Raw genomic sequence first — 23,282 nt, 5'->3', positions numbered from 1 at the left:
CAACACGTGTTGACAGTCCAGGGAGGCGGTCCTAGTCTCGTCAACGAGCGTTGGCAAACAGTCGTTGGCAAACAGGTGTTGGTCCGCAAGTGTTGGCCAACGGGCGTAGGCAACAGGAGGCAGCCATGAACCCCACCGACCCCACTCCCACCCCCACCTCCATCCCCGTCATCGTCGTCGGCTCCGGCCCGACCGGCCTGCTGCTGGCCGGTGACCTCGCCGTCGCCGGTGTCCCGGTCACCCTGCTGGAGAAGCGTCCCGAGAAGATCAGCAACCTCTCCCGCGCCTTCGTCCTGCACGCCCGCACCCTGGAGCAGCTGGACGCCCGCGACCTCGCCGACGAACTCGAAGCCGTGGGTCAACCCCTGGACCGGCTGCGCCTGTTCGGCCGGCTGACCATCGACCTCACGCCCCTCCCCTCCCGCTTCAACCACCTCCTCGTCCTCCCGCAGTACGAGGTCGAGAAGGCGCTGCTGCGGCGCGCGGTCGAGGCGGGCGTGGACTTCCGGTACGAGACCGAGCTGACCGGGCTGACGCAGGACGCGGACGGCGTGACCGTCGAGGTCCGCGGGCCCGGCGGAGCGCCGGAGTCGCTGCGCGCCGCGTACGTCGTCGGCGCCGACGGGATGCGCAGTGCCGTACGGGACGCGATCGGGCTGCCCTTCCCCGGCCGGTCGGTGATCCGTTCCGTCGTGCTCGCCGACGTGCTGCTCGACGAGGAGCCCGGCACCCTGCTCACCGTGGCCACGGTCGGCGACGCCTTCGCCTTCATCGCGCCCTTCGGCGACGGCTACTACCGCGTCATCGGCTGGAACCGCGCCCGGGACGTGGCCGACGACGAGCCCCTCGACCTCGACGAGGTCAGGGAGATCACCAGGCTCGCCCTCGGCACGGACTTCGGGATGCGCGACGCCCGCTGGATGTCCCGCTTCCACAGCGACGAACGCCAGGCCCCCGCCTACCGGGTGGGCCGCGTCTTCCTGGCCGGCGACGCCGCGCACGTGCACACCCCGGCCGGCGGCCAGGGCATGAACACCGGCCTCCAGGACGCGGCCAACCTCGGCTGGAAGCTGGCCGCGGTGCTCGGCGGCCACGCGCCCGGGACCCTCCTCGACACCTACCAGTCCGAGCGGCACCCTGTGGGCGAGGCGGTCCTGCGCAGCAGCGGCGGCATCGTCCGCCTGGCGATGGCCAAGCGCCCCTGGACCCTCGCCCTGCGCACGGCCGTCACGACGGTCCTCGACCACGTCCCCCCGGCCCGCCGCAAGGCCCTGGGCCAGATCACCGGCATCGGCTACGCCTACCCGTCCCCCCGGGGCGCCCACCGCCTCACCGGCACCCGCGCCCCGGACGTCCCCCTCGCCGACGGCACCCGCCTCTACGAGGCCCTGCGCGGCGGCCGGTTCGTACTGATCACCCCGCGGTCCTACGACCCGGAGGGCACCCGCGACGACCGCCTGGCTCTGGAGCACTGGGCGAGCGGCCGTCGTACCGCGCTGCTGGTGCGGCCCGACGGATACGTGGCCTGGGCGGCCGACGACGCCGAGCCGGGCGCGGTCGAGGGGGCGCTGCGCGAGCACCTCGGCCGGGCGGGTCTTTGAACCAGCCTCCGAACCGGCCCTCGGACGGGTCTTTGAACGGGCCTTCCGGGAGCGGTTATCGCTCGGTCGTGGACAGCAACCTCCGCAACAGGTCGGCCAGTTGGCCGGCCTGTTGCGCGTCGAGGCCGGACAGGGCCGCCGTCTGGGTGGCCAGCCCCGCGCCGACCGCCTCGTCGATCAGCGTCAACCCCTTCTCCGTCAGCGTCACTTGGAGGCCCCGCCGGTCGTGCGGGTCGGGGGAGCGGCGCAGGAGGCCGGCCCGTTCCAGTTTGTCGAGGCGGCCGGTCATGCCGCCGGTGGTGAGCATCAGCGTCGCGGAGAGCTGGCGCGGGGAGAGGGTGTACGGCTCGTCGGCGCGGCGGAGGGTCGCGAGGACGTCGAACTCGCCGCGTGAGATGCCGTAGGACGCGTAGGCCTTCTCCATGGTGTCGCCCATGGCGCGGGAGAGCCGGAAGATCCGCCCGAAGACCTCCATCGCCGCGGTGTCGAGGTCGGGCCGCACCGTCGCCCACTGTTCGACGATCGCGTCGACGGGGTCCTTGTCGCTCATGGGGCGAGTATCCGCCGGTCGGCAGGTCGGTCGCAAGAAAGCGGCTTGACGTTAAGTTGCTTAGCGGTAAGCTAGTCAGCGTCAAGCTACTTCGGTCCATGCTGAAAAGACGTGTCCCCCATGGCCAGCCGCCCGGTCCTGACAGCCGCTCTCACCGCCCTCGCCCCGATCTCCTGGGGCACCACCTACGCCGTCACCACCCAGTTCCTCCCGCCCGACCGCCCCCTGTTCACCGGCCTCATGCGCGCCCTGCCCGCCGGGCTGGTGCTTCTCGCGCTGACCCGGGTGCTGCCGCGCGGTGCCTGGTGGTGGAAGGCGACCGTGCTCGGCGCGCTCAACATCGGCGCCTTCTTCCCGTTGCTGTTCCTGTCCGCGTACCGGCTCCCGGGCGGCATGGCCTCGGTCGTCGGCTCGATCGGACCGCTGTTCGTCGTGGGCCTCTCGGCGGTCCTGCTGGGGCAGCGGCCCACGGCCCGGAGCGTGCTCACCGCCGCCGTCGCGGCCTTCGGCGTCAGTCTCGTCGTACTGAAGGCGGCCGGCGCGCTCGACTCGGTCGGGGTGTTCGCGGCCCTCGCGTCCACGGCCTCCATGTCCACCGGCACCGTACTGACCAAGCGGTGGGGCCGCCCCGACGGCGTCGGCCCGCTCGCCCTCACCGGCTGGCAGCTCACCGCCGGCGGACTGCTCATGGCCCCCGTCGCCTTCCTCGTGGAGGGCGCGCCGCCCGCGCTCGACGGACGGGCGGTCGGCGGCTATCTGTACCTCGCGCTGGCGAACACGGCCGTCGCGTACTGGCTGTGGTTCCGGGGCATCGGCCGGCTCTCCGCCACCCAGGTCACCCTGCTCGGCCCGCTGTCCCCGCTGACCGCGGCCGTCGTCGGCTGGGCGGCGCTCGGGCAGGCGCTCACGCCCTTGCAGGTGGCGGGGATGGCGCTGGCGTTCGGCGCGACGGTGGCCGGGCAGATCGGGGCGCGTCCCCCCGGCCGGGGCGCCCGGCCCGTACGGCACGCTGACGGCTCGCTGACGCCGAAGGGCGCCCGGCTATCCGCCGGGCGCCCCTAGTGGTCGTAGCGGAATCGCCTACGAAGCAGCCGCGTCCGCGGCCTGGGCCTTCAGGGCGCGTTCCACTCCGGAGCGGGACTCCGAGACCAGGCGGCGCAGGGCCGCGTTGGGCTCGGCGGCCGTCAGCCAGGCGTCCGTGCGGTCCAGGGTGTCCTGCGAGACCTGGATCGAGGGGTAGAGGCCGACCGCGATCTGCTGGGCGATCTCGTGCGAGCGGGCGTCCCAGATCTCCTTGACCGCCGCGAAGTACTTCTCCGTGTACGGCGCCAGGAGTTCCCGCTGGTCGGTCTGGACGAAGCCCGAAATCACGGCTTCCTGAAGGGCGTTGGGCAGCTTGTCGGACTCGACGACCTGCGCCCAGGCCTCCGCCTTCGCCTCGTCGGTCGGGCGCGCGGCACGGGCGGTCGCCGCGTGCCGCTCACCGGCGGCCGTCTTGTCCCGCTCGTACTCGCCGGCGATCTCCGTCTCGTCGAACCGGCCCACGGACGCCAGGCGTTCGACGAACGCCCAGCGCAGCTCGGTGTCGACCGCCAGGCCCTCGATGGTCTGCGTGCCTTCCAACAGGGCTTCCAGCAGGTCGAGTTGCTCCGGCGTACGGGCCGTGGACGCGAACGCCCGCGCCCACGCCAGCTGGTGGTCGCCGCCCGCCTCGGCGGCCCGCAGATGGGCCAGCGTGGCGTCCGTCCAGCGGGTGAGCAGCGCCTCGCGGGCGGCCGGGTCGGCGTACAGCTCGATCGCCAGCTTCACCTGCCGTTGCAGCGACTGCACGACACCGATGTCGGACTCCTTGCCGATGCCCGACAGGACGAGGGAGAGGTAGTCGCGGGTGGCCAGTTCGGCGTCCCGCGTCATGTCCCAGGCCGAGGCCCAGCACAGGGCGCGCGGCAGCGAGGACTCGAAGTCGCCCAGGTGCTCGGTGACGAACGCGAGGGACTCCTCGTCCAGGCGGACCTTCGCGTACGACAGGTCGTCGTCGTTGAGCAGCACGACGGCCGGCCTGCGCTTGCCGACCAGCTGCGGTACGGCCGTCAACTCGCCGTCCACGTCCAGCTCGACGCGCTCGTCGCGCACCAACTTGCCGGTGTCCTCGTCGAGTTCGTACAGGCCGACCGCGATGCGGTGCGGGCGGAGCGTCGGCTCTCCCTTGGCGCCCGTGGGCAGCGCCGGGGCCTCCTGGCGGATCGCGAAGGCGGTGATGACGCCGTCCGCGTCCGTCTCGATCTCCGGGCGCAGGATGTTGATGCCGGCCGTCTGGAGCCACGCCTGCGACCAGGCGCTCAGATCGCGCCCGGAGGTCTCCTCCAGCGCGCCGAGCAGGTCGGACAGCCGGGTGTTGCCGAACGCGTGCCGCTTGAAGTACGCCTGCACGCCCGCGAAGAACTCGTCCATGCCGACGTACGCGACGAGCTGCTTCAGGACGCTCGCGCCCTTGGCGTACGTGATGCCGTCGAAGTTGACCAGCACGTCGTCCAGGTCGCGGATCTCGGCCATGATCGGGTGCGTGGACGGCAGTTGGTCCTGCCGGTAGGCCCAGGTCTTCATCGAGTTGGCGAACGTCGTCCACGAGTGCGGCCAGCGCGAGTCCGGCGCGTACGCCTGGCAGGCGATGGACGTGTAGGTGGCGAACGACTCGTTCAGCCACAGGTCGTTCCACCACTCCATGGTCACGAGGTCGCCGAACCACATGTGGGCCAGCTCGTGCAGGATGGTCTCCGCGCGCACCTCGTAGGCGGCGTCGGTCACCTTGGAACGGAAGACGTACTGGTCCCGGATGGTGACGGCACCGGCGTTCTCCATCGCGCCCGCGTTGAACTCCGGGACGAACAGCTGGTCGTACTTCTTGAACGGGTACGCGTAGGCGAACTTCTCCTGGAACCAGTCGAAGCCCTGCCGTGTCACCTCGAAGATCGCGTCCGAGTCGAGGTACTCGGCGAGCGAGGGCCGGCAGTAGATGCCCAGCGGCACGGACTGCCCGTCCTTCTCGTACACGCTGTGCACCGAGTGGTACGGCCCGACGATCAGCGCGGTGATGTACGTCGAGATGCGGGGCGTCGGCTCGAACACCCAGGTGTCGTCCCGGGGTTCGGGCGTCGGGGAGTTGGAGATGACGGTCCAGCCCGTCGGCGCCTTCACGGTGAACTGGAAGGTGGCCTTGAGGTCGGGCTGCTCGAAGCTGGCGAACACGCGGCGCGCGTCCGGGACCTCGAACTGGGTGTACAGATAGGCCTGTTGGTCGACCGGGTCGACGAACCGGTGCAGCCCCTCACCGGTGTTGGTGTACGCGCAGTCCGCGACGACGCGCAGGATGTTCGGCCCCGCCAGCAGCCCGGGCAGCGCGATCCGCGAGTCCTTGAAGACCTCGTCGGGGTCGAGGGGGTCGCCGTTCAGCGTCACCTCGTGGACGGCCGGGGCGACCAGGTCGATGAAGGACTCGGTGCCGCCCTCCGTCACATCGAAGCGCACCGTCGTCGCGGACCTGTAGGTCCCGCCCTCCTGCGCGCCGGAGAGGTCGAGATCGATCTCGTACGAGTCAACGGTGAGCAGCGTCGCCCGCTGCCGCGCCTCTTCGCGAGTCAGGTTTGTGCCAGGCACGCGGTCATCTCCTCGTTATGTGTGGGTTACGCCATCCTTCCACGGGACCTGACCGGAACGCGATGTCCGTATCCCGCCGGTCAGCGGGGCGGACGAGCGCGAGCCTGGAGTCATGACGACGTACACGGCACGACCCATCGACCCCGTGGTTCTGAAGGAACTGCGCTCTGCTGACGATGCGGGGCGCCGAATGGTTCCCGGCACCGACGAGGAGGGCGGCGCTCCGCTCCGCTGCTGTCTGCGCCGCGCCCGGCCGGGCGAGCGGATCGCCCTCGTCGCCTACGCCCCGCTGCGCCGCTGGGCGGCGGAGACGGGGGCCGATCCGGGGGCGTACGAGGAGGTGGGGCCGGTGTTCGTCCACGCGGAGGAGTGCGGGGGGCCGGCGGCGGATTCCGGGTACCCGTTCGCGGGGGCGCACCGGGTACTGCGCCGCTACTCGGCCGAGGGCCGCATCCTCGGCGGCGAACTGGTCGACGCCGTCGACGACGAGGCCTTCCGGAACGCCTTCGACGACCCGTCCGTGGCACTGGTCCACGTCCGGGCCGTCGAGTACGGCTGCTTCCTCTACGAGGCGCGGCGGTGCTGACCCCGATCCGGCTCTTCGGGTCGGCCCTCCGGGTCAGGCCTTCAGTTCCGCCGCCACCAGCTCCGCGATCTGCACCGCGTTCAGCGCGGCGCCCTTGCGGAGGTTGTCGTTGGAGATGAACAGGGCGAGGCCGTTCTCGACCGTCTCGTCCGCGCGGATCCGGCCGACGTAGGACGCGTCCTGGCCGGCCGCCTGGAGCGGGGTCGGGATGTCGGAGAGGACCACGCCCGGGGCGCCGGCGAGGAGTTCCGCGGCGCGCTCGACCGGGACGGGGCGCGCGAAACGGGCGTTGACCTGGAGGGAGTGGCCGGAGAAGACCGGGACCCGGACACAGGTGCCGGAGACCTTCAGCTCCGGGATCTCCAGGATCTTGCGGGACTCGTTGCGGAGCTTCTGCTCCTCGTCGGTCTCGTTCAGGCCGTCGTCGACGATCGAGCCCGCGAGCGGCAGCACGTTGAACGCGATGGGCCGCTTGTAGACCTGCGGCTCGGGGAAGTCGACCGCCGCACCGTCGTGGGTGAGCTTGTCCGCGTCGGCGACGACCTTCAGCGCCTGCCCGTGCAGCTCGGCCACACCGGCCACACCGGAACCGGACACCGCCTGGTAGGTGGCGACGACCAGCGCTTCGAGACCCGCCTCCGCGTGCAGCGGCTTCAGGACCGGCATCGCGGCCATCGTCGTGCAGTTCGGGTTGGCGATGATGCCCTTGGGGCGGTCCACGATCGCGTGCGGGTTGACCTCCGAGACCACCAGCGGGACCTGCGGGTCCTTGCGCCAGGCGGAGGAGTTGTCGATGACGACCGCGCCCTGCGAGGCGACCTTTTCGGCCAGTGCCTTCGAGGTCGCGCCGCCCGCCGAGAACAGCACGATGTCCAGCCCGGAGTAGTCGGCGGTGGCCGCGTCCTCCACCGTCACACCGTCGAGGACCGTCCCCGCCGAACGGGCGGAGGCGAACAGGCGCAGCTCCGTCGTCGGGAAGTTCCGCTCGACGAGGATCCTGCGCATGACCGTGCCGACCTGACCGGTGGCTCCGACGATTCCGACCCTCACAGCGACTCCTTCACCTGTTCCTGTACGTCTGCGGCGTTTCCATCATGCGGCCGACCCCGGTCCACCTGTCCAATTCTTTGCCCCGCATGCCCGAGGAATGGGACACGGCCCTTGCGGATGTGACCCACGCCTCCGAACGTTTCCGTGCGCTGCGGCGTCGTAGAGGAAACGCGGGAAGGGGGTGGCTTGTGCTGCGCAGAACGGCCCGCCGGGTCCGGGAGGGCGACGACCCTCTGGACGCGGCCCAGGAACGGCGGGTGCGGGCGGTGCTCGCGCTCGGCGGGGTGCCGCAGGCCGATCTGCCGGACGGTGTCCAGCAGGTACGGCTGCGGTTGCTGGAGCGGGCGGCGAAGGGCGACGAGGCACCGCGCGACGTCTCGGCGTGGGCGGCGGTCGTCGCCTCGAACTTCGCCATGGACTGGCACCGGGCCAAGCGCCGCCAGGAGCGGGTGGGGGAGCGGCTGGCCTCCCTGCGCCAGCTGGAACACCCTTCCGGGGAGGACACGAGCGTCCTGTCGATGGCGGTGGCCCAGGGCCTGGACGAGCTGCCCGACCAGCAGCGCCAGGTCCTCGTCCTCCGCTTCTTCGCCGACCTGCCGGTGCGTTCCATAGCGGACGAGCTGGGCATCCCGGAGGGCACGGTCAAGAGCAGGCTGCACACGGCGGTCCGCGCGCTGCGCGACCGGCTGCACGAGGACGAGGTGGTGTGACGTGGCCACGCGCGACGAGGAAGCGGAGTACGACGGCGTGGACGCGCTGATGGCCGCGATCACGGGCGAGCCGGTGCCGGAGGCGGCCCGCGCGGACCCCGCCTACCTGGCCGAGCACCGGGCCGCCGCGGCCGATGTGGCGCTGCTGCGCGAGCAGTTGGGGATCATCGGCGAGGCACTGTCCGCACCGCCACCGCGCCCGGAACCCCGGCCCGCCCGCGCCCCGCGGCCCGCCCGCCGCCGCCGTCCCGCCCTGCGCGCCCTCGCCTACGGCACGCTCGCGCTGGCGGTGGTGGCGGGGCTGATCACCGGGCTGTCCTGGCTGGTCGCGCACAACGGAGGCGTGAACTCGGCGTCGAGCAGCAGCGCCGACTCCAAGGCGGCGGACGGCGCGGGCTCGAAGACGCCCGGTCCGCTGTCCGACCCGGCCCGGTACGTGGCCTGCTCCCGCCTCCTCGTCGAGGGGACCGTGACGGCCGTGGCGCCGAGTTCCGATCCGCGGAAACGGATCACGCTCGCCGTCACCCGCTCCTACCGGCCCGCGCACGGCCCGGCCGAAGTCACCGTGGTCCTGCCCGCCGGGGCGGTTCCGGCGCCGCGCCAGGGGCAGCATGTGCTGGTCGGCGTCCCGAAGGGCGCGCACACGGCGACCCTGTGGGTGGTCGGCGACGACGCCGTCGCCGAGGCCCGGGACGCGATCGTCGGGGCACTGGCCGACGCCGGCAGAGCCACCTGCCCGGCCGGCTGACGGCGAGCGGGGCGGGCGCCCGCACGGACGCCCGCCCCACCTGCCGTACACCTTGCTACGACGCACTACGACGCACTGCGCCGTGCTACGACGTGACCTTCTCGATCTTCACGCTGCCCAGGCCCGCGACCGTGCCGCGGGCGTTGACCAGCTGGACCCGGCCGAAGAACTCGCGGCCCGCCGGAGCCGCCGCCAGGGCGGTGACGCTGCCGGAGAAGGTCGCCGAGGCGCCCGTCGCCAGCTTGACCGGCGTCGAGTCGTCGACGGTGACCGTGCCGAGCGCGGCCGAGTAGAAGACGTCCAGGTAGTCGTACGCGGTCGAGCCGGAGGGCACCGAGTAGCCCGCGACCTCGACGGTGTACGTCCCGGCGGCCGGGTTGGCGATCGAGACCGCCTCCTCCGAGTCGCCGTCGGCGGACTGGCCGACGACCGTACCGGCGGCGTTCTTCACCGTCAGGTCCAGGTCCGCCGCCGTGTCCGAGACGTTGCCGATGGACACGTCCAGGGAGGTGGCGCCGGCGGGCACGTCGACCGTGGTGGCCTGGGTGACGCCCTCGGTGATGGTGGGCCGCGCGGTCAGCGAGGAGCCGAGCGGGCCGCCCTTCAACGTGCCGTTCAGGGCCGCGTAGTTGTTCGTCACCTTCCACGAGGCGGTGGCCGGTACGCCGACCTTGGCCTCGGGCACGGTCACGGTCTCCGGGGTGAAGGCCGCGCCGAGCACGGTGGCGTCCAGCTTGTACGGGTTGTCGAGCAGGGGCGAGGTGCGGCGCGCCTCGACCTCGATCTCCCAGACACCGGCCTGCGGGTCGGAGTACGAACGCGCGTCGGGCTTGCAGCCGTTGCCGTCGAGGTAGTTGTTGTAGCAGTACGGGGTGCCGGTGTTGTCGACCGGAACGCCGTAGGGGTGGATGGCGATGAACCGGGTCTGGCTCTTGTCCTTCAGCCCGCTGATCGCGACCTCAAGGGCCTTGGCGCCCGCCGGGACGGTCACGAAGTACGACTGCGTGCTGTTGCGCTGTACCGAACTCGACCTGGAGAACGTGTAGTCGACGGGAGTGGAGACCACGACCGTCGTCAGGATCTGCTGGTCGACACCCTCGGTCCTCGGGTCGTCGACCTCCAGGATCGCGCTCTTGATGCCCGAACTCCTGGGCGCCGCCTGCACCTTGACGGTCACCGGCTGGTTCAGCGGGAGCTTGACCTCGTCGGAGCCGACGATCCGGAAGGTGCCGTCGGCGTTGTTCGCGATGCTCAGATCGTGCCGAACCGCCTTGCTGGAACCGGTGGTTCGGGTGATGACGACGTCGTACGTCTTCTTCGCGCCGGCCTTCAGCCCGCCCTCGCGGTCGTACAGGCCGGTGCCGAAGCCCGGGGTCTTCAGCGCGTAGTCGATCGCGGTGTCGACGGGGGCCTTCACCGTGTACTCGTGGGCGGTGGCGCCTGCCCTGATCGACTGCCACGCGTCCACGATGTCGATGCGGCCCGCGCCCTCCTCGTAGGCCTGAACACCCTTGATGTGATGGGCCGTCGAGGTCAGCGCGGTGCGCAGGGTGGCCGGGGTGAGGGCGATGTGCCGCTGCTTGGCGGCGCTCAGCAGCAGCGCCGAGGCGCCGGCGGCCTGCGGGGAGGCCATCGAGGTGCCCTGGAGCATCGAGTAGCCGGCCGGCAGCTGGTAGCCCGCCTCGGCGACCGGGGAGCCCGGCAGCCAGGTCTGGGTGGTGTTGATCGCGGCGCCGGGCGCGACGAGCGTCGGCGTGAACCCGCCGTCCTCACGCGGGCCGCGCGAGGAGAACGGCAGCAGCTGGTACTTCTTCTCCACCTGGGAGCCGTAGTTGGCGGCCCAGGTCTCCTTGGAGATGGCCGCGCCGACCGAGATCACCTTGTCGGCGAGACCGGGGTCGCCGATGGTGTTGGCGCCCGGACCGGAGTTGCCGGCCGAGATCACCAGCTGCACGCCGTAGGTGTCGATGAGCCGCGTGTACAGCGCGGCGCGCGCGTTGTTGCCGTCGTTGAGGGCCGGGAGGCCGCCGATCGACATGTTCACGATGTCGACGCCGTGGTTGGCGACGAGGTCGATCATGCCTTCCATCAGCGCCACGTTGGTGCAGCCGCCGGTCCAGGTGCAGGCGCGCGAGGAGACGATCTTCGCGCCCGGGGCCGCGCCGTTCATCTTCCCGCCGAACAGCCCGTTGGCCGCGGTGATACCGGCGACGTGCGTGCCGTGCTCGGACTCGATGACACCGATGTTGACGAAGTCGGCGGTCTTGCCGACCCAGGACCCGCCGTAGGGGTCCATGGGGACGTCCTTGCGGATCTGCACGACGAACGGCTGCCGCTCGACGACGTCTGTCGCCGGGTTGTCGGTGCCGAAGTAGCCGATCTGGTAGCCGTCCTTGTACGGCTTCATCGGGGTGTCGTCGCCGAAGTCGTGGTTGTTGTTCAGGTCGACCGTCACCGTGCCGGCCGCCGGGTCGTAGAGCACGCCCCACGAGTCGGTGGTGTCACCGTCCCGGTTCGCGTCGCCCGCCGCGTCACCGCCGGTGGTGTACGACTCCTTGAACGTGCTGATCTCGTACGACCCCGCGGGCGCCGTCCAGGTCGAGCCGCCGTAGGTGAAGGTCGGACCGGACACGGCCGTCACCATCGGGCGCCAGGTCTGGTCGCCGTCGGTGATCGGGTCGGTCGCGGTGACCCAGTCGACGATCTTGCGCTCGCCGGTGGTGGTCTTCTGCAACGCCGGGTGGCCGAGGTCGACGCCGGAGTCGAGGATGCCGATGGTGATGCCCCGGCCGTCCGCCTTCGGGTTCTTCTTCACGAAATCGACGGCGCCCGTCTCGAAGGACGGGTTGTACGGGTTCTCGGCGGGGGTCGACCTGCCCGGCGCGGGATAGGTGACGGTCTTCGTCGCCTTGGCGGCGCCCTTCGCGGTGTCGGCGCTCGGGGTCGGGTCGTCGAGCGCGATCTCCTGGCGCAGGTCGATCGCCTGCACGGAGGACAGCTTCGCGGCGGCGGAGATGGCCGCGTCCGCCCTGCTGGTGGGGACGGTGGCGCGGACGTAGCCGAGCTTGTCGTACGTCAGGCCCACCGAGCCGCCCTTGACCGCGTCCAGCTGGTCGGCGACCTGCTCGGTCCGGCCCGGTGCGGTCGCGATCATCATCGTGACGTTCTTGTCGCCGTCGGCCTTGGCGGCGGCGAGCAGATCGGCGTCGTCCGAACCGAGCTTCGCGGCGGCGGACTTGACGGTGCCGTCGGTGGGCACGGTGGTGGTGGACGGGGCGTCGGCGGAGAAGGCCAGGGGTATCGGCCCGGCCGCGGAGAGCGCGGCGACGAGACCGGCGGCCACGGATATTCGGGCCACGCGTCTCTTGGGGGTGAGGGTCATCGGCATCCCTTGTAGGTGAAGAAAATTCAGTGCCGGACGAGCGCACAGCTTTACCCAAGGGACGGTTGTTTGGGAAGTGTTGACCGAATCCAGATGGATGTATGGGGAAAACCCCCTGTCCGACCCGGGGTTCAGGACTCCTTGGCGCGCGTGTAGTGGCGGGACGCCTTCGCGCGGTTGCCGCAGGCCGCCATCGAGCACCAGCGGCGGGTGCCGTTGCGCGAGGTGTCGTAGAAGTGCAGGACGCACGCCTCGTGGGCGCAGCGGCGGATGCGGTCGGGGGCGGCGGCGAGCAGCTCCAGGTAGTTGCGGGCGGCGAGCCAGCCGGGGCCCCACCGGGGGTCGTCGAACTCGGCGATCTCGCCGGGGCCCTCGGCGGTGAGTGTGGCCCGGATCCGGCCCTGGTCGAGGACGAGGTCGAGGTCCGCCGCGCCCTGTGCGAGCGAACCGTCCACCACGGCGTGCAGCGCGTCGCGGGCGATCTTCGTGTGCGCCAGGGTGATCGGGCTCGCCTCGAACCGCTCGCCGAGCCCGGCCGAGCCGAGCCACACCGCGAGCCCGCGGGAGCCGGAGAGCAGATCCTGCACGACTCCGTCCTTCATCCACCGCGTGTTGAGCAGATCGAGCGCGAGCGGTTCGCCGAGGAGCGGGCGGGGGTCGGGGGTCGTGGTCACGGAGGTGTCCCTTCTGATCTAACCGGTCAAGAGTACGTGACCGGTTGACCCTCTCGATTCTAACCACTAACGTCATCGACAACGGTTAGAAATGAGGAGGGCTTTTCCATGACCCTGCACGCCGGCCACATCGGCCTGAACGTCACCGACCTCGACCGCTCGCTCGCCTTCTACCGGGACGTCCTCGGCTTCGCGGTGCTCGCCGAGGGCAAGGCGGACGACGACGGCCGCCGGTACGCGTTCCTCGGCGACGGCGGCGACCACCCCGTCCTCACCCTCTGGCAGCAGGCGCGCGGGCCGTACGGCGGCGACCGCGCGGGCCTCCACCACCTCGCGTTCGCGGCCGACTCGATCGAGCAGGTCGAGCGCTACGAGACGGCACTCAAGGCCTACGGCGCCGAGTTCGCGTACGAGGGCGTGGTCGCCCACCGCGAGGGCGCGGCCTCCGGCGGCATCTTCTTCCACGACCCGGACGGCACCCGCCTGGAGATCTCCGTACCGAGCGGCGCCGAGCACGCCCCGGCCCCGCACACCGAAGCCCCGACCTGCGGATTCTTCTAGCCATGGCCGCCATGCGGGCGTATCACGCGGGCTCCCTTGCCGTGCAGGAGCGGGTCGGGGTGCGTGACGTCGCCGACCACGTCGGCCAGATCATCGGCCAGGGCATCAAACCCGTGGCCGCCGCCTTCCTCGAACTCCAGCCCCTTCTCGTCCTGGGCGCAGCCGACCCCACCACGAACCGCGTCTGGGCGTCCGCGCTCACCGGCCCGCCCGGTTTCGTCCGGGCGACGGGACCCCACCGGATCTCGGTCACCGGCGGTCCGCCCCCGGCCGACCCCCTCGCCCCGGCCCTCGCGGACGCCCGGGACCTGCCGGTCGGCACCCTCGCCCTCGACCCCCGCACCCGCCGCCGTATGCGCGTCGACGGCCGACTGCGGTCCACCGCACGGGGGTTCGCGATCGAGGCGGAGCGGGTGTTCGCCAACTGCCCCAAGTACATCCAGCGGAGGCGGTCGTACGAGACGGTCGCGGACCGCGTGCCCGCAGCCGCCCGGCACGGCCTTGAACTCACCCCCGCCCAGGCCGAGTTCATCGCCGCGGCCGACACCTTCTTCCTCGCCACCGTGCACGAGCACGGCGCCGACGCCAGCCACCGGGGCGGCGACCCCGGCTTCGTGCGAGCCGTCTCGCCCCGGGAACTGACCTGGCCCGACTACCCGGGCAACGCCATGTTCCTGAGCCTGGGCAACCTCCTCGCCGACCCCCGCGCGGGACTCCTCCTCCTCGACTGGACGACCGGCACGACTCTCCAACTCACCGGCCAGGCACGGACGGAGTTCGGCCGGGACGGAGACCGCCAGGTGCGGTTCACTCTCGACGAGGCCGTCGAGACCCCGGACGCGCTCCCTCTGCGCTGGTCCGCCCCGGAATACTCACCTGCTAATCCGCACCCGGGGCGCTAACGTCTCCGGGTGCGCAAGAAGCTGAGAGTCGCCGCCTACGCCGTCTGCGTCCGCGACGGACACGTTCTGCTGGCCCGCTCGCCCGCGCCGGGCGGCGGCTACGAATGGGTACTGCCCGGCGGCGGCATGGACCACGGTGAGCATCCCAACGACACCGTCGTCAGGGAGCTGGAGGAGGAGACCGGCTACCACATCGAGGTCACCGGATTCCTCGGCATGGACTCGATCCACCACGTCATCCCGTGGAGCCACCGCCGCAAGGTGGACCAGCACGGTCTGCGGCTCGTCTACGAAGGCCGGATCCTCGGCGGCGAACTGCGCGACGAGGTCGACGGCACCACCGACATGGCCGCCTGGCATCCCCTGGACGACGTGCCGGGCCTGCGCCGCGTCGCGTTGATCGACGTCGCGCTGCGGCTGTGGCGCGAGCGGCCGGCCGTAGGACGGGTCGAACGGGTTCCGGAATAGCTTCAGTACCCCGGCAGATGAACGCGGAGTAGCCGCCTCCCGGCGGCTCGACGAGCGTTCACGAACGCACAGGGGGCGCCAAGATCCACGTACGGTGATCGGCGCTGCACGTTGCCGTCTCGTTTACGCGCAGGTCATCCCCGATGCCAAGCATCCAGTACGAGCGGGAAGTTCGCGACCGCGATCGAAAACCGGTCGACGCGAACACCCGCGACCACTGCCGACGCAGTTCGTACTCGGGGAGATCGCGCCATGTCGCGCACACGCTCTGTCGCCAGCTCCGCGCTGGGGGTCAACCGCCGTACCGTCCTCGCCGCCACCGCGGCCGTGTCGCTCTCCGCGGGCGTGGGCTACGCCCTGCGGCCCACCGACAGCGAGGCCGCCACGACCGACGCCACGAACACCGCCGCCGAGGCACCCGTGGCCCAGTCCCGCAAGGCACCGGCCGCACCCCTGGCCCCGTACACCAAGGGCACCACCCTCGCCACCGTCGCCGCCCCCCGCACCCACTCCGGCTACCGCCGCCTCGGCGACGGCGCCGGCTGGAAGCGCGTCGTACGCGCCGACCTCGCCGCCGCCAAGTCCGGCCGCGCGGGCCGCCGTACGGCACTCGCGTCGTTCGTGCAGTTCACCGACCTGCACCTGATGGACAGCCAGCACCCGCTGCGCCTGGAGTACCTGCGCTCCACCGACAAGCACGCCTGGCGCCCGCACGAGGCGCTCACCGTGCAGGGCGGGATCTCGCTCGTCGAACGGGTCAACGCGCTGCGCGGCGCCCCGGTGACCGGCTCCCCGCTGCACTTCGTGATGACCACCGGCGACAACACGGACAACAACGCCAAGTCCGAGCTGGAATGGTTCATGAAGATCATGAGCGGCGGCCGGTTCACCCCCAACACCGGTGACCCGCGCCACTACGAGGGCGTCCAGAACAGCGGCCTCAAGCTGTACTGGCAGCCCGACTCCACGCTCCGCGACGGCGACAAGCAGCTCGGCTTCCCGCACCTGACCGGCTTCCTGGCCGCCGCGATCCGCGAGGTCCGCAGCCCCGGCCTCAACCTGCCCTGGTACTCCACCGTCGGCAACCACGACGCGCTCCCGCTCGGCTGCTTCGGCTCCCACGCCGACCCCTACCTCACCGAACTCGCCATCGGCGGAAAGAAGTTGATGACCGCGACGGCGGCCGAGGCGAAGAAGCTGCAGAACTCCATCCGGGACGCCAAGGACCCCAAGGGCTCCGGCTACCGCGACTTCCTCAAGGCCCACGCCCGCTCCATGCGCTCGGTCACCCCGGACGAGAAGCGCGCCCCCTACACCTCCGCCGAGTACCTCAAGGCCCACCTCGACCCCGCCTACCAGGGCCTCGGCCCGGTCGGCCACGGCTACTCCTCCGCGAACGTCGACGCGGGCACGCAGTACTACGCGTTCCGGATCGCCGACAACGTGATCGGCATCAGCCTCGACACCACCGACGCGGGCGGCCACTACGAAGGGTCCATCGGGGCGACGCAGTTGAGGTGGCTGGACAAGACCCTCAGCGACAACAAGGACTCGTACGCGGTGGTCTTCAGCCACCACACCAGCAAGACGATGGACAACACCCGCCCCGACCCGGCACACCCCACCGAGCGCCGCTACGAGGGCAACGCGGTCGTCGCCCTCCTCGGCAGCCACCCGAACGTGCTGGCCTGGGTCAACGGCCACATCCACCGCAACGTCATCACCCCGCACGCGGCCCCCGACGGCCGCAGCTTCTGGGAGATCTCCACCGCCTCGCACGTCGACTACCCCCAGCTCGCCCGGGTCATCGAGCTGGTCGACAACAAGGACGGCACGATCTCCCTCTTCACCACGCTCATCGAGTCCGCGGCCCCGCACCGCACCGACTTCTCCGACCTCACCCAGACCGGCCTCGCGGCCCTCTACCGCGAGCTGTCCTACAACGCGCCGGGCTCCAGCACGGTCCTGGGCGGCGACGCGAAGGACCGCAACACCGAGCTGATCCTCAAGAAGTGACCAATTGACCCCGGGATAACCAACCGGACTCGGACACGAGACGCCCAGTTCATTCAAGCGAAATGTCCGTGCCGCCTCATAACGCCTAACCCGCTGTTCACGGGGATGGCTCGATTCTTACGCAAGGCGGGTGGTCGTGTGCGAGCTGGACACGAACTGCACGTGCTGTCGGTCTACGAGGGCTTCTTCTCCGGAGGAGCCCGGATCGTCCACAGCGACGTCATCATGGGTCTGGTGGAGGGCGGCCAGCATCATTCGGTGCTGAGCATCCACGGAGAAGTACACCGAGAAACAACCCGGCAGGCCATGCAGGACGACGCCTGCTACCAGCAGCTGACCGCGGCCGGCGTCGGGGTCTCCACCCTCGGCCGCAGCCTCGGCGGCGGCGAGGGCCAGGTCAGCACCGGGTTCACCGGACCCGAGCTGGCCGACGCGGCCCGCGCCCTGGCCGGCGCCGACGTCGTCCTCTCGCTCAAGGAGCAGCCGCTCACGCTGCTCAACCAGGGCGGCCTCCCGCGCCGCCCGGTCGTCGTGTGCCTGCACCGTTCGGACCCCGAACACCAGGGCGCCGCCCTCGACGAACTGAAGGCCGCCATCGCCGACGGCAAGGTCGTCGCCTGCGTCTGCTGCGCGGAGTCCACCCGCGACGCCTACCGGGCCGCCGGCATCCCGCCCGAGGTCCTGCACGTCATCCCCAACGGAGTGGACCTGCTCCGCTTCCGCCCCGACCCGGCCCGGCGCCTCGCGTTCCGCGCCTCCCTCGGGATCCCGGACACCGCCCCCGTCGTGGTGTTCGCCGCCCGCTACGCCACCATGAAGAACATCCCCCTCTTCCTCCGCGCCGCCCACGCCTGGCTGCGACGCGAACCCGCCGGCCATGTCGTCATGTGCGGCACGGGCATGACCGCCGACCACCAGCCCGCCCTCGCCGCCGACCTCGACACCGCGTTCGGCGCGGACCGGGAACAACTCGCCGGGCGGCTCCATCTGCTGGGCGTGCGGCGGGACATGGAGACCGTCTACGCCGGGTCCGACGTCGTCGCGCTCACCTCGTCCTTCGGCGAGGCCGCGCCCCTGTGCCTCATCGAGGGCATGATGTGCGGGGCCGTACCCGTCGCCACCGACATCGGCGACAGCGCGTCCATCGTCGCCGGGCACGGCATCATCACACCCCCCGACCCGGACGCCATCGCGTCGGCCTGGACCGAGGCGGTCCTCGGCCGCGCCGAGTTCGCCAAGGCCCACGCCCGCAGCCGCGAACGCTTCAGCCGCACCCGCATGATCGCCTCCTACGCCGCCCTCATCGACGGCCTGCACACCCATCACACGACCACCACCGCGACCCCTCCGCTCCCCTCCTGACCCCGTCCCCCTGATCGCGCCCCGGTCCGTCACTACCGGGGCAGCACCACGACGTACGCGGCCGGATCGCGGTCCGCCGCCGCCATCAGCGCCGTACGGACGACGGCCGCCTGCTGCTCAAGACCCTCGCGGAGCTTGCGCGGGGTGATGTGGACGACCGTGATGCCGAGCCGCTCCAGGTGCTCGCGCTTGCGGGCGTACTCCGACCACATGGCGTCCTCGTCCTGACGGGGCGCGCGGGTGTCCAGTTCGACCGCGACCGCCTGCTCGGGCCAGTACGCGTCCAGGCCGCCCAGGTGCGGGCCGCCGGGCAGCCGCAGGTCCACGTTCCACACCGGGTCGGGAAGACCGTACTCGCCCACCATCCGGTAGAGGCGGTCCTCCGCGATGGCGCGGCCCTCGGCCAGCAGCGAGTCCACCGCGTCCACCACGTGCGAGCGGCTCAGCAGCTTCGCCTCGGTCAACTCCCGTACCACCGCGGCCGGTTCGCAGTGTCCGCCGCGTACCGCCTCGGTGAGCAGCCCGCGGACCGCGTTCGCGTCCGACAGCCCGGCCACCGCGTCCGCGACGGCCCGCGGCACCGGGGCGACCGGCACCCCCTTCACCTGCCGCGACGCGGGGAGCACCGGCGTGCGCAGGACGCGGGCACAGCCGGTGGAGCGCAGCCGGCGGGTCCGGGGGACCAGGACGTCGACGTGGTCGAGGGCGGTGAGCTGCCCCGCCGCGCTGAAGCCGTACAGCGCCAGCGCGGCCAGCCCGGTGACCATCGTCTCCGCGTACGTCGCCCGGTGCGGCTCCTCCGCGCCGGGCTGGACCGGGACACCGGCGGTCCGCTCCCGCGCCGCGTACGTCAGCACCGCGTGCAGCCGCTCCTCGCCGGTGGGCGGTCCGGAGTGCAGCAGGACGACACCGGGGAGGAGCTGCTGCCAGGGGCCGCCGGGCCGGCACTGCTCGTTCACCTCGGCGGCCGGAACGCCGTGCGCCCGGAGCTGAGCCGTCGTCAGAACCCGGCGGTGCACCTCGGAGAGATGGCTGAGGGGGCGGGGGGAGAGGGGGGTGTTGTGGTTCATGCAACGGGGTTTCCCGCGCCGGAACCGCTCCCTAACCGCTGTTACACGCCCGTCGACAAATCCGGACGATGCGGCACTAAAGGGCAGGCGTTCGGATGCCGAGTAGGCACCGAAAACCCCTGGTCCGGACAGGGCGGACCAGGGGTTACGGCTGTGCCGACCCGCATTCGGTAACGGTCACGCGGAGGCCGATCGCAGGCCAATGATCAGTGTGTCAGCCCTGATCGCCGTGCCCCGCGTCGTCCGTCTCCTGCGCCCGCAGCGCCCGCGCCAGATCGTCCCGTGCCTCCAGCACCAGCCGCCGCAGGGCCGGCGCCGCGTCCTCGTGCGAGGACAGCCACGCGTCCGTCGCGGCCAGCGTCGCCCGCCCGTCCTCGGCGGTCGGGAACGCCGGGAACAGCCCCCGCACCACATCCATGCCGATCTGGATCGACCGCTCCCGCCACACCCGCTCGATCGCCGCGAAGTACTTCTCCGTGTACGGCGCCAGCAACTCCCGCTGCGACGGCTGCGCGAACCCCGCGATCGTCGCCTCCACGAACGCGTTGGACAGCGCGTCCGACTCCACGACCTGCGCCCACGCCTGCGCCTTGACCGCCGCCGAGGGGCGCGCGGCGAGACAGCGCACCTGGTGCCGCTTGCCGGACGCGGTGTCGTCCCGGGCCAGCTCGGCGGCCACCGCCGACTCGTCGGCGACGCCGTGCGCGGCCAGCGGCTCCAGGAACGCCCAGCGCAGCTCCTGGTCCACCGCCAGGCCCTCGATCTTCTCCGTACCGTCCAACAGGCCCCGCAGCAGCGCCAGTTCCTCCGGCGCCGACGCCACCGACGCGTAGAAACGCGCCCACGCCAGCTGCTGCTCGCTGCCCGGCTCGGCGTTCCGCAGATCCCGCTCCGCGATGTGTGTCAGCAGCTTCGCGCCGGTGGCCCGCCACCACGGCGGCGCGTAGTTGACCAGCGCCGAGTTCGCCCACGCGTGCAGCATCTGGAGCACCCCGATGTCGGTCTCCCGGCGCCCGAACCGCATCACCAGGTCGATGAAGTCGGGCGCCGCCAGCAGCGCGTCCCGCGTCATGTTCCACAGCGCCGACCAGCACAGCGCACGCGCCATCGGATCGGTCAGCGAGCCGAGCCGCTCCCGCAGGGTCGCCAACGACACCGCGTCGAAACGGGTCTTGGCGTACGTGAGGTCCTCGTCGTTGACGAGCACCAGCTCCGGCGCGTCCGCGCCCGCCAGCTCGACCACGACCGTACGCGGCCCCTCGACGTCGACCTCGGCGCGCTCGTAGCGGACCAGACGCCCGCCCTCCGTACGGTAGAGGCCGACGACCACCCGGTGCGGGCGCAGCGTCGGGTGCGACTCGGCGGCCTCCTGCACCACCGTCAGCTCGGCGATCCGGCCGCCCTCGACGTCCAGCACCACCTGCGGGGTCAGCGAGTTGACCCCGGCGGTCTGAAGCCACGACCGCGCCCAGGACGCCATGTCCCGGCCGCTCGTCTCCTCCAGCACCGACAACAGGTCACCGAGGCGGGTGTTGCCGTACGCGTTCCGCTTGAAGTAGCGGCGCGCGCCCTCAAGGAACGCGTCCTGGCCGGCGTACGCCACCAACTGCTTCAGTACGGAAGCCCCCTTGGCGTACGTGATGCCGTCGAAGTTGAGCTTCGCGTCCTGGAGGTCGCGGATGTCGGCGGTGATCGGATGCGTGGACGGCAGCTGGTCCGCGCGGTAGGCCCACGCCTTGCGGCGGTTGGCGAAACTGATCCAGGCGTCGGTGAAGCGGGTCGCGCCGACGCTCGCGAACACCCCCATGAAGTCCGCGAAGGACTCCTTCAGCCACAGGTCGTCCCACCACTCCATGGTGACCAGGTCGCCGAACCACATGTGCGCCATCTCGTGCAGGACGACATTGGCCCGGCTCTCGTACGACGCCCGCGTCACCTTCCCCCGGAAGATGAACTCCTCGCGGAACGTGACCAGTCCGGGGTTCTCCATCGCGCCGAGGTTGTACTCCGGCACGAACGCCTGGTCGTACTTCCCGAACGGGTACGGGTAGTCGAAGTGGTCGTGGAAGAAGTCCAGCCCCTGCTTGGTCACCAGGAACACGTCGTCCGAGTCGAAGTACGGCGCCAGCCCCTTGCGGCACATCGCGCCGAGCGGGATCTCCAGCGTCGTACCGTCGTCGAAGGTACGCGTGTAGGAGTCCGTGACGTAGTGGTACGGGCCCGCGAGGAACGCCGTGATGTACGTCGAGATCGGCTTCGTCTCCGCGAACCGCCATACACCGTCGGTCAGTTCACCGGCGCCGTTGCTCCACACCGTCCAGCCCTCGGGCGCCCGCACCTCGAAACGGAACGGCGCCTTGAGGTCCGGCTGCTCGAAGTTGGCGAAGACCCGGCGCGAGTCGGCCGGCTCGTACTGGGTGTAGAGATAGACCTCGCCGTCCTCGGGGTCGACGAAGCGGTGCATGCCCTCGCCGGTACGGGAGTACGCGCAGCGCGCGTCGACGATCAGCTCGTTCTCCGCGGCCAGGTCCTCCAGCTGGATGCGCGAGCCGTCGAAGACCGCGCCCGGGTCGAGGTCCCTGCCGTTGAGCGAGAGGGCGGTGACGGCCGGCGCGATCAGGTCCGCGAAGCTCGCGGCGCCCGGCTCGGCGCAGCGGAACCGGATCGTGGTCACGGACCGGAACGTCCGCGGCCCCTCCCCGGCCTCGTCACCCACCGCCGAGCGCAGGTCGAGGGACACGTCGTACCCGTCGACGGACAGCAGTGCGGCCCGCTCCCGGGCCTCGTCGCGGGACAGATTCTCACCGGGCACGGAGGCACTCCCTCGGATGGTCGTCGCTGTCGTACAGCGCAGTGTGGTCAGGCCCGATCCTGCCATGCGCCCCTGACCGGGGGCACCCGGGAATGAGGCGAGGAGGGGCGGTGTTGCGGTGGGGAAACGGCCGTATTCCGAGGAGCGTCATGTCTGAGACCGCCAAGACCCCCGTGGACTTCTGGTTCGACCCGCTGTGCCCGTGGGCCTGGATGACCTCCCGGTGGGTGCTCGAAGTCGAGAAGGTCCGCGACATCGAGGTCCGCTGGCACATCATGAGCCTCGCGGTCCTGAACGAGCCCAAGCTGGACGAGCTGCCCGAGGAGTACCGCGAGCTGCTCGCCACCAAGGCCTGGAAGCCGATCCGCGTGGTCACCGCCGCCTGGCAGAAGCACGGCGCCGACATCCTCGGCCCGCTCTACACCGCGCTCGGCACCCGTATCCACAACAACGGCGAGGGTCCGACCGTCGAGGCCATCGCCGGCGCGCTCGCCGACGTCGGCCTGCCCGCCGACCTGATCGACTACGCCGACCAGGAGGAGTTCGAGTTCGACGCCGAGCTGCGCGCCTCCCACAAGGAGGGCATCGACAAGGTCGGCCAGGACGTCGGCACCCCCGTCATCGCCGTCCCCGGCCCCGACGGCGAGCAGATCGCCTTCTTCGGCCCGGTCGTCACCCCCGCCCCCAAGGGCGAGGAGGCCGCCCGCCTGTGGGACGGCACCGTCGCGGTGGCCTCCGTCCCCGGCTTCTACGAGATCAAGCGCTCCCGCACCAAGGGCCCGGACTTCAGCAACCTGTAGGCACGGCCGCAGCGACATCCAGGGCTCGGCGACGCTCACTCCGGGGCGGCGGCCTTCTCCTCGCGGAATTTCTCGGGGAGATCGCCGCCGCCCCGCGCGTGGTACGCGGGCTGGTACCGCACACAGCCCTTGACGGCGCACCGCCACAGGTCCTCCACGTAGTGCCGGGGTCCTCTCTCCTCCCGGACGGCCGCCTTCTCGGCATCGGCCATCCGCTGGAAGTCCTGCCACCCGAGACAGTTCGGACACCACCGCCGAAGCACCGTCATGAACTCCTCCTCGCCACACGGGGGCCAGGCCGGTAGTACACCGCGAATCGCCGCCGCCCGCCGCCGA

General features: G+C 71.3%; 19 protein-coding genes. 11 read left to right on the top strand and 8 right to left on the bottom strand.

The features are described from left to right. The first annotated feature begins 125 nt into the window (after nucleotides 1-125). Complete coding sequence (locus ACIQPR_RS16630; protein WP_403648220.1) at nucleotides 126-1,601, top strand: FAD-dependent monooxygenase; 1,476 nt, start codon at nucleotides 126-128, stop codon at nucleotides 1,599-1,601. A 55-nt stretch (nucleotides 1,602-1,656) separates the two neighbouring features. On the opposite strand, the gene ACIQPR_RS16625 is transcribed toward ACIQPR_RS16630, so the two are convergent. Further along, nucleotides 1,657-2,151 (bottom strand): MarR family winged helix-turn-helix transcriptional regulator, encoded by a 495-nt coding sequence (locus ACIQPR_RS16625; RefSeq protein WP_403648218.1) that lies wholly within the window; start codon nucleotides 2,149-2,151, stop codon nucleotides 1,657-1,659. A gap of 120 nt (nucleotides 2,152-2,271) precedes the next feature. On the opposite strand from ACIQPR_RS16625, the gene ACIQPR_RS16620 reads away from it, so the two are divergent. After that, nucleotides 2,272-3,213 (top strand): EamA family transporter, encoded by a 942-nt coding sequence (locus ACIQPR_RS16620; protein ID WP_403648216.1) that lies wholly within the window; start codon nucleotides 2,272-2,274, stop codon nucleotides 3,211-3,213. Nucleotides 3,214-3,231: 18 nt separating this feature from the next. On the opposite strand, the gene pepN (ACIQPR_RS16615) is transcribed toward ACIQPR_RS16620, so the two are convergent. Continuing rightward, a complete protein-coding gene (gene pepN, locus ACIQPR_RS16615) occupies nucleotides 3,232-5,805 on the bottom strand; it encodes an aminopeptidase N (protein ID WP_403648214.1) in 2,574 nt (857 codons plus the stop codon). A 112-nt stretch (nucleotides 5,806-5,917) separates the two neighbouring features. Between pepN (ACIQPR_RS16615) and ACIQPR_RS16610 the strand changes: the two genes are divergently transcribed. After that, nucleotides 5,918-6,391: a DUF1203 domain-containing protein gene (locus ACIQPR_RS16610; RefSeq protein ID WP_403648211.1), complete on the top strand. Its 474-nt coding sequence runs from the start codon at nucleotides 5,918-5,920 to the stop codon at nucleotides 6,389-6,391. A 33-nt stretch (nucleotides 6,392-6,424) separates the two neighbouring features. On the opposite strand, the gene ACIQPR_RS16605 is transcribed toward ACIQPR_RS16610, so the two are convergent. Beyond that, nucleotides 6,425-7,441 (bottom strand): aspartate-semialdehyde dehydrogenase, encoded by a 1,017-nt coding sequence (locus ACIQPR_RS16605; RefSeq protein WP_403648208.1) that lies wholly within the window; start codon nucleotides 7,439-7,441, stop codon nucleotides 6,425-6,427. Between the two features lie 188 nt (nucleotides 7,442-7,629). Between ACIQPR_RS16605 and ACIQPR_RS16600 the strand changes: the two genes are divergently transcribed. Then, nucleotides 7,630-8,151 carry a sigma-70 family RNA polymerase sigma factor gene (locus ACIQPR_RS16600; protein ID WP_403648205.1) on the top strand — a complete coding sequence of 174 codons (522 nt, stop codon included), beginning with the start codon at nucleotides 7,630-7,632 and terminating at the stop codon, nucleotides 8,149-8,151. A 1-nt stretch (nucleotide 8,152) separates the two neighbouring features. Further along, nucleotides 8,153-8,899 carry a hypothetical protein gene (locus ACIQPR_RS16595; protein ID WP_403648202.1) on the top strand — a complete coding sequence of 249 codons (747 nt, stop codon included), beginning with the start codon at nucleotides 8,153-8,155 and terminating at the stop codon, nucleotides 8,897-8,899. Between the two features lie 85 nt (nucleotides 8,900-8,984). Here ACIQPR_RS16595 and ACIQPR_RS16590 read toward each other — a convergent pair whose 3' ends face one another. Together ACIQPR_RS16590 and ACIQPR_RS16585 are read right to left on the bottom strand one after the other, a co-directional pair. Next, complete coding sequence (locus tag ACIQPR_RS16590; RefSeq protein ID WP_403648199.1) at nucleotides 8,985-12,281, bottom strand: S8 family serine peptidase; 3,297 nt, start codon at nucleotides 12,279-12,281, stop codon at nucleotides 8,985-8,987. A 131-nt stretch (nucleotides 12,282-12,412) separates the two neighbouring features. Continuing rightward, the gene (locus ACIQPR_RS16585) at nucleotides 12,413-12,955 is read right to left on the bottom strand and encodes a CGNR zinc finger domain-containing protein (protein ID WP_403648196.1); all 543 of its coding nucleotides are present in this window, start codon (nucleotides 12,953-12,955) and stop codon (nucleotides 12,413-12,415) included. A 108-nt stretch (nucleotides 12,956-13,063) separates the two neighbouring features. On the opposite strand from ACIQPR_RS16585, the gene ACIQPR_RS16580 reads away from it, so the two are divergent. The 5 genes from ACIQPR_RS16580 (at nucleotide 13,064) to ACIQPR_RS16560 (ending at nucleotide 18,264) form a co-directional block, all read left to right on the top strand. Further along, nucleotides 13,064-13,516, top strand: a complete 453-nt coding sequence (locus tag ACIQPR_RS16580) for a VOC family protein (protein WP_403648193.1) — start codon at nucleotides 13,064-13,066, stop codon at nucleotides 13,514-13,516. Nucleotides 13,517-13,527: 11 nt separating this feature from the next. Next, nucleotides 13,528-14,418, top strand: a complete 891-nt coding sequence (locus ACIQPR_RS16575) for a pyridoxamine 5'-phosphate oxidase family protein (protein ID WP_403649322.1) — start codon at nucleotides 13,528-13,530, stop codon at nucleotides 14,416-14,418. A 9-nt stretch (nucleotides 14,419-14,427) separates the two neighbouring features. After that, nucleotides 14,428-14,886 (top strand): NUDIX hydrolase, encoded by a 459-nt coding sequence (locus ACIQPR_RS16570; RefSeq protein ID WP_403648191.1) that lies wholly within the window; start codon nucleotides 14,428-14,430, stop codon nucleotides 14,884-14,886. Between the two features lie 252 nt (nucleotides 14,887-15,138). Continuing rightward, nucleotides 15,139-16,902, top strand: coding sequence for a TIGR03767 family metallophosphoesterase (locus ACIQPR_RS16565; RefSeq protein ID WP_403648188.1), 1,764 nt, complete (start codon nucleotides 15,139-15,141; stop codon nucleotides 16,900-16,902). 162 nt (nucleotides 16,903-17,064) lie between these two features. After that, nucleotides 17,065-18,264 carry a glycosyltransferase gene (locus ACIQPR_RS16560; protein WP_403649319.1) on the top strand — a complete coding sequence of 400 codons (1,200 nt, stop codon included), beginning with the start codon at nucleotides 17,065-17,067 and terminating at the stop codon, nucleotides 18,262-18,264. Between the two features lie 32 nt (nucleotides 18,265-18,296). On the opposite strand, the gene ACIQPR_RS16555 is transcribed toward ACIQPR_RS16560, so the two are convergent. Next, a complete protein-coding gene (locus tag ACIQPR_RS16555) occupies nucleotides 18,297-19,334 on the bottom strand; it encodes a hypothetical protein (protein WP_403648185.1) in 1,038 nt (345 codons plus the stop codon). A 214-nt stretch (nucleotides 19,335-19,548) separates the two neighbouring features. After that, on the bottom strand, nucleotides 19,549-22,146 hold the full coding sequence (gene pepN / locus ACIQPR_RS16550) for an aminopeptidase N (RefSeq protein WP_403648182.1): 2,598 nt from the start codon (nucleotides 22,144-22,146) through the stop codon (nucleotides 19,549-19,551). A 149-nt stretch (nucleotides 22,147-22,295) separates the two neighbouring features. Here pepN (ACIQPR_RS16550) and ACIQPR_RS16545 point away from each other — a divergent pair, with 149 nt between their 5' ends. Then, nucleotides 22,296-22,946: a DsbA family protein gene (locus ACIQPR_RS16545; protein WP_403648179.1), complete on the top strand. Its 651-nt coding sequence runs from the start codon at nucleotides 22,296-22,298 to the stop codon at nucleotides 22,944-22,946. 35 nt (nucleotides 22,947-22,981) lie between these two features. Here the strand turns inward: ACIQPR_RS16545 and ACIQPR_RS16540 are convergent, their stop codons facing one another. Next, the gene (locus ACIQPR_RS16540) at nucleotides 22,982-23,215 is read right to left on the bottom strand and encodes a hypothetical protein (RefSeq protein ID WP_403648176.1); all 234 of its coding nucleotides are present in this window, start codon (nucleotides 23,213-23,215) and stop codon (nucleotides 22,982-22,984) included. Nucleotides 23,216-23,282: the final 67 nt, after the last annotated feature.

This window comes from Streptomyces sp. NPDC091280 (assembly GCF_044768565.1).
Lineage (GTDB): Bacteria > Actinomycetota > Actinomycetes > Streptomycetales > Streptomycetaceae > Streptomyces.
This window is presented reverse-complemented; position numbering and strand designations above follow the sequence as displayed.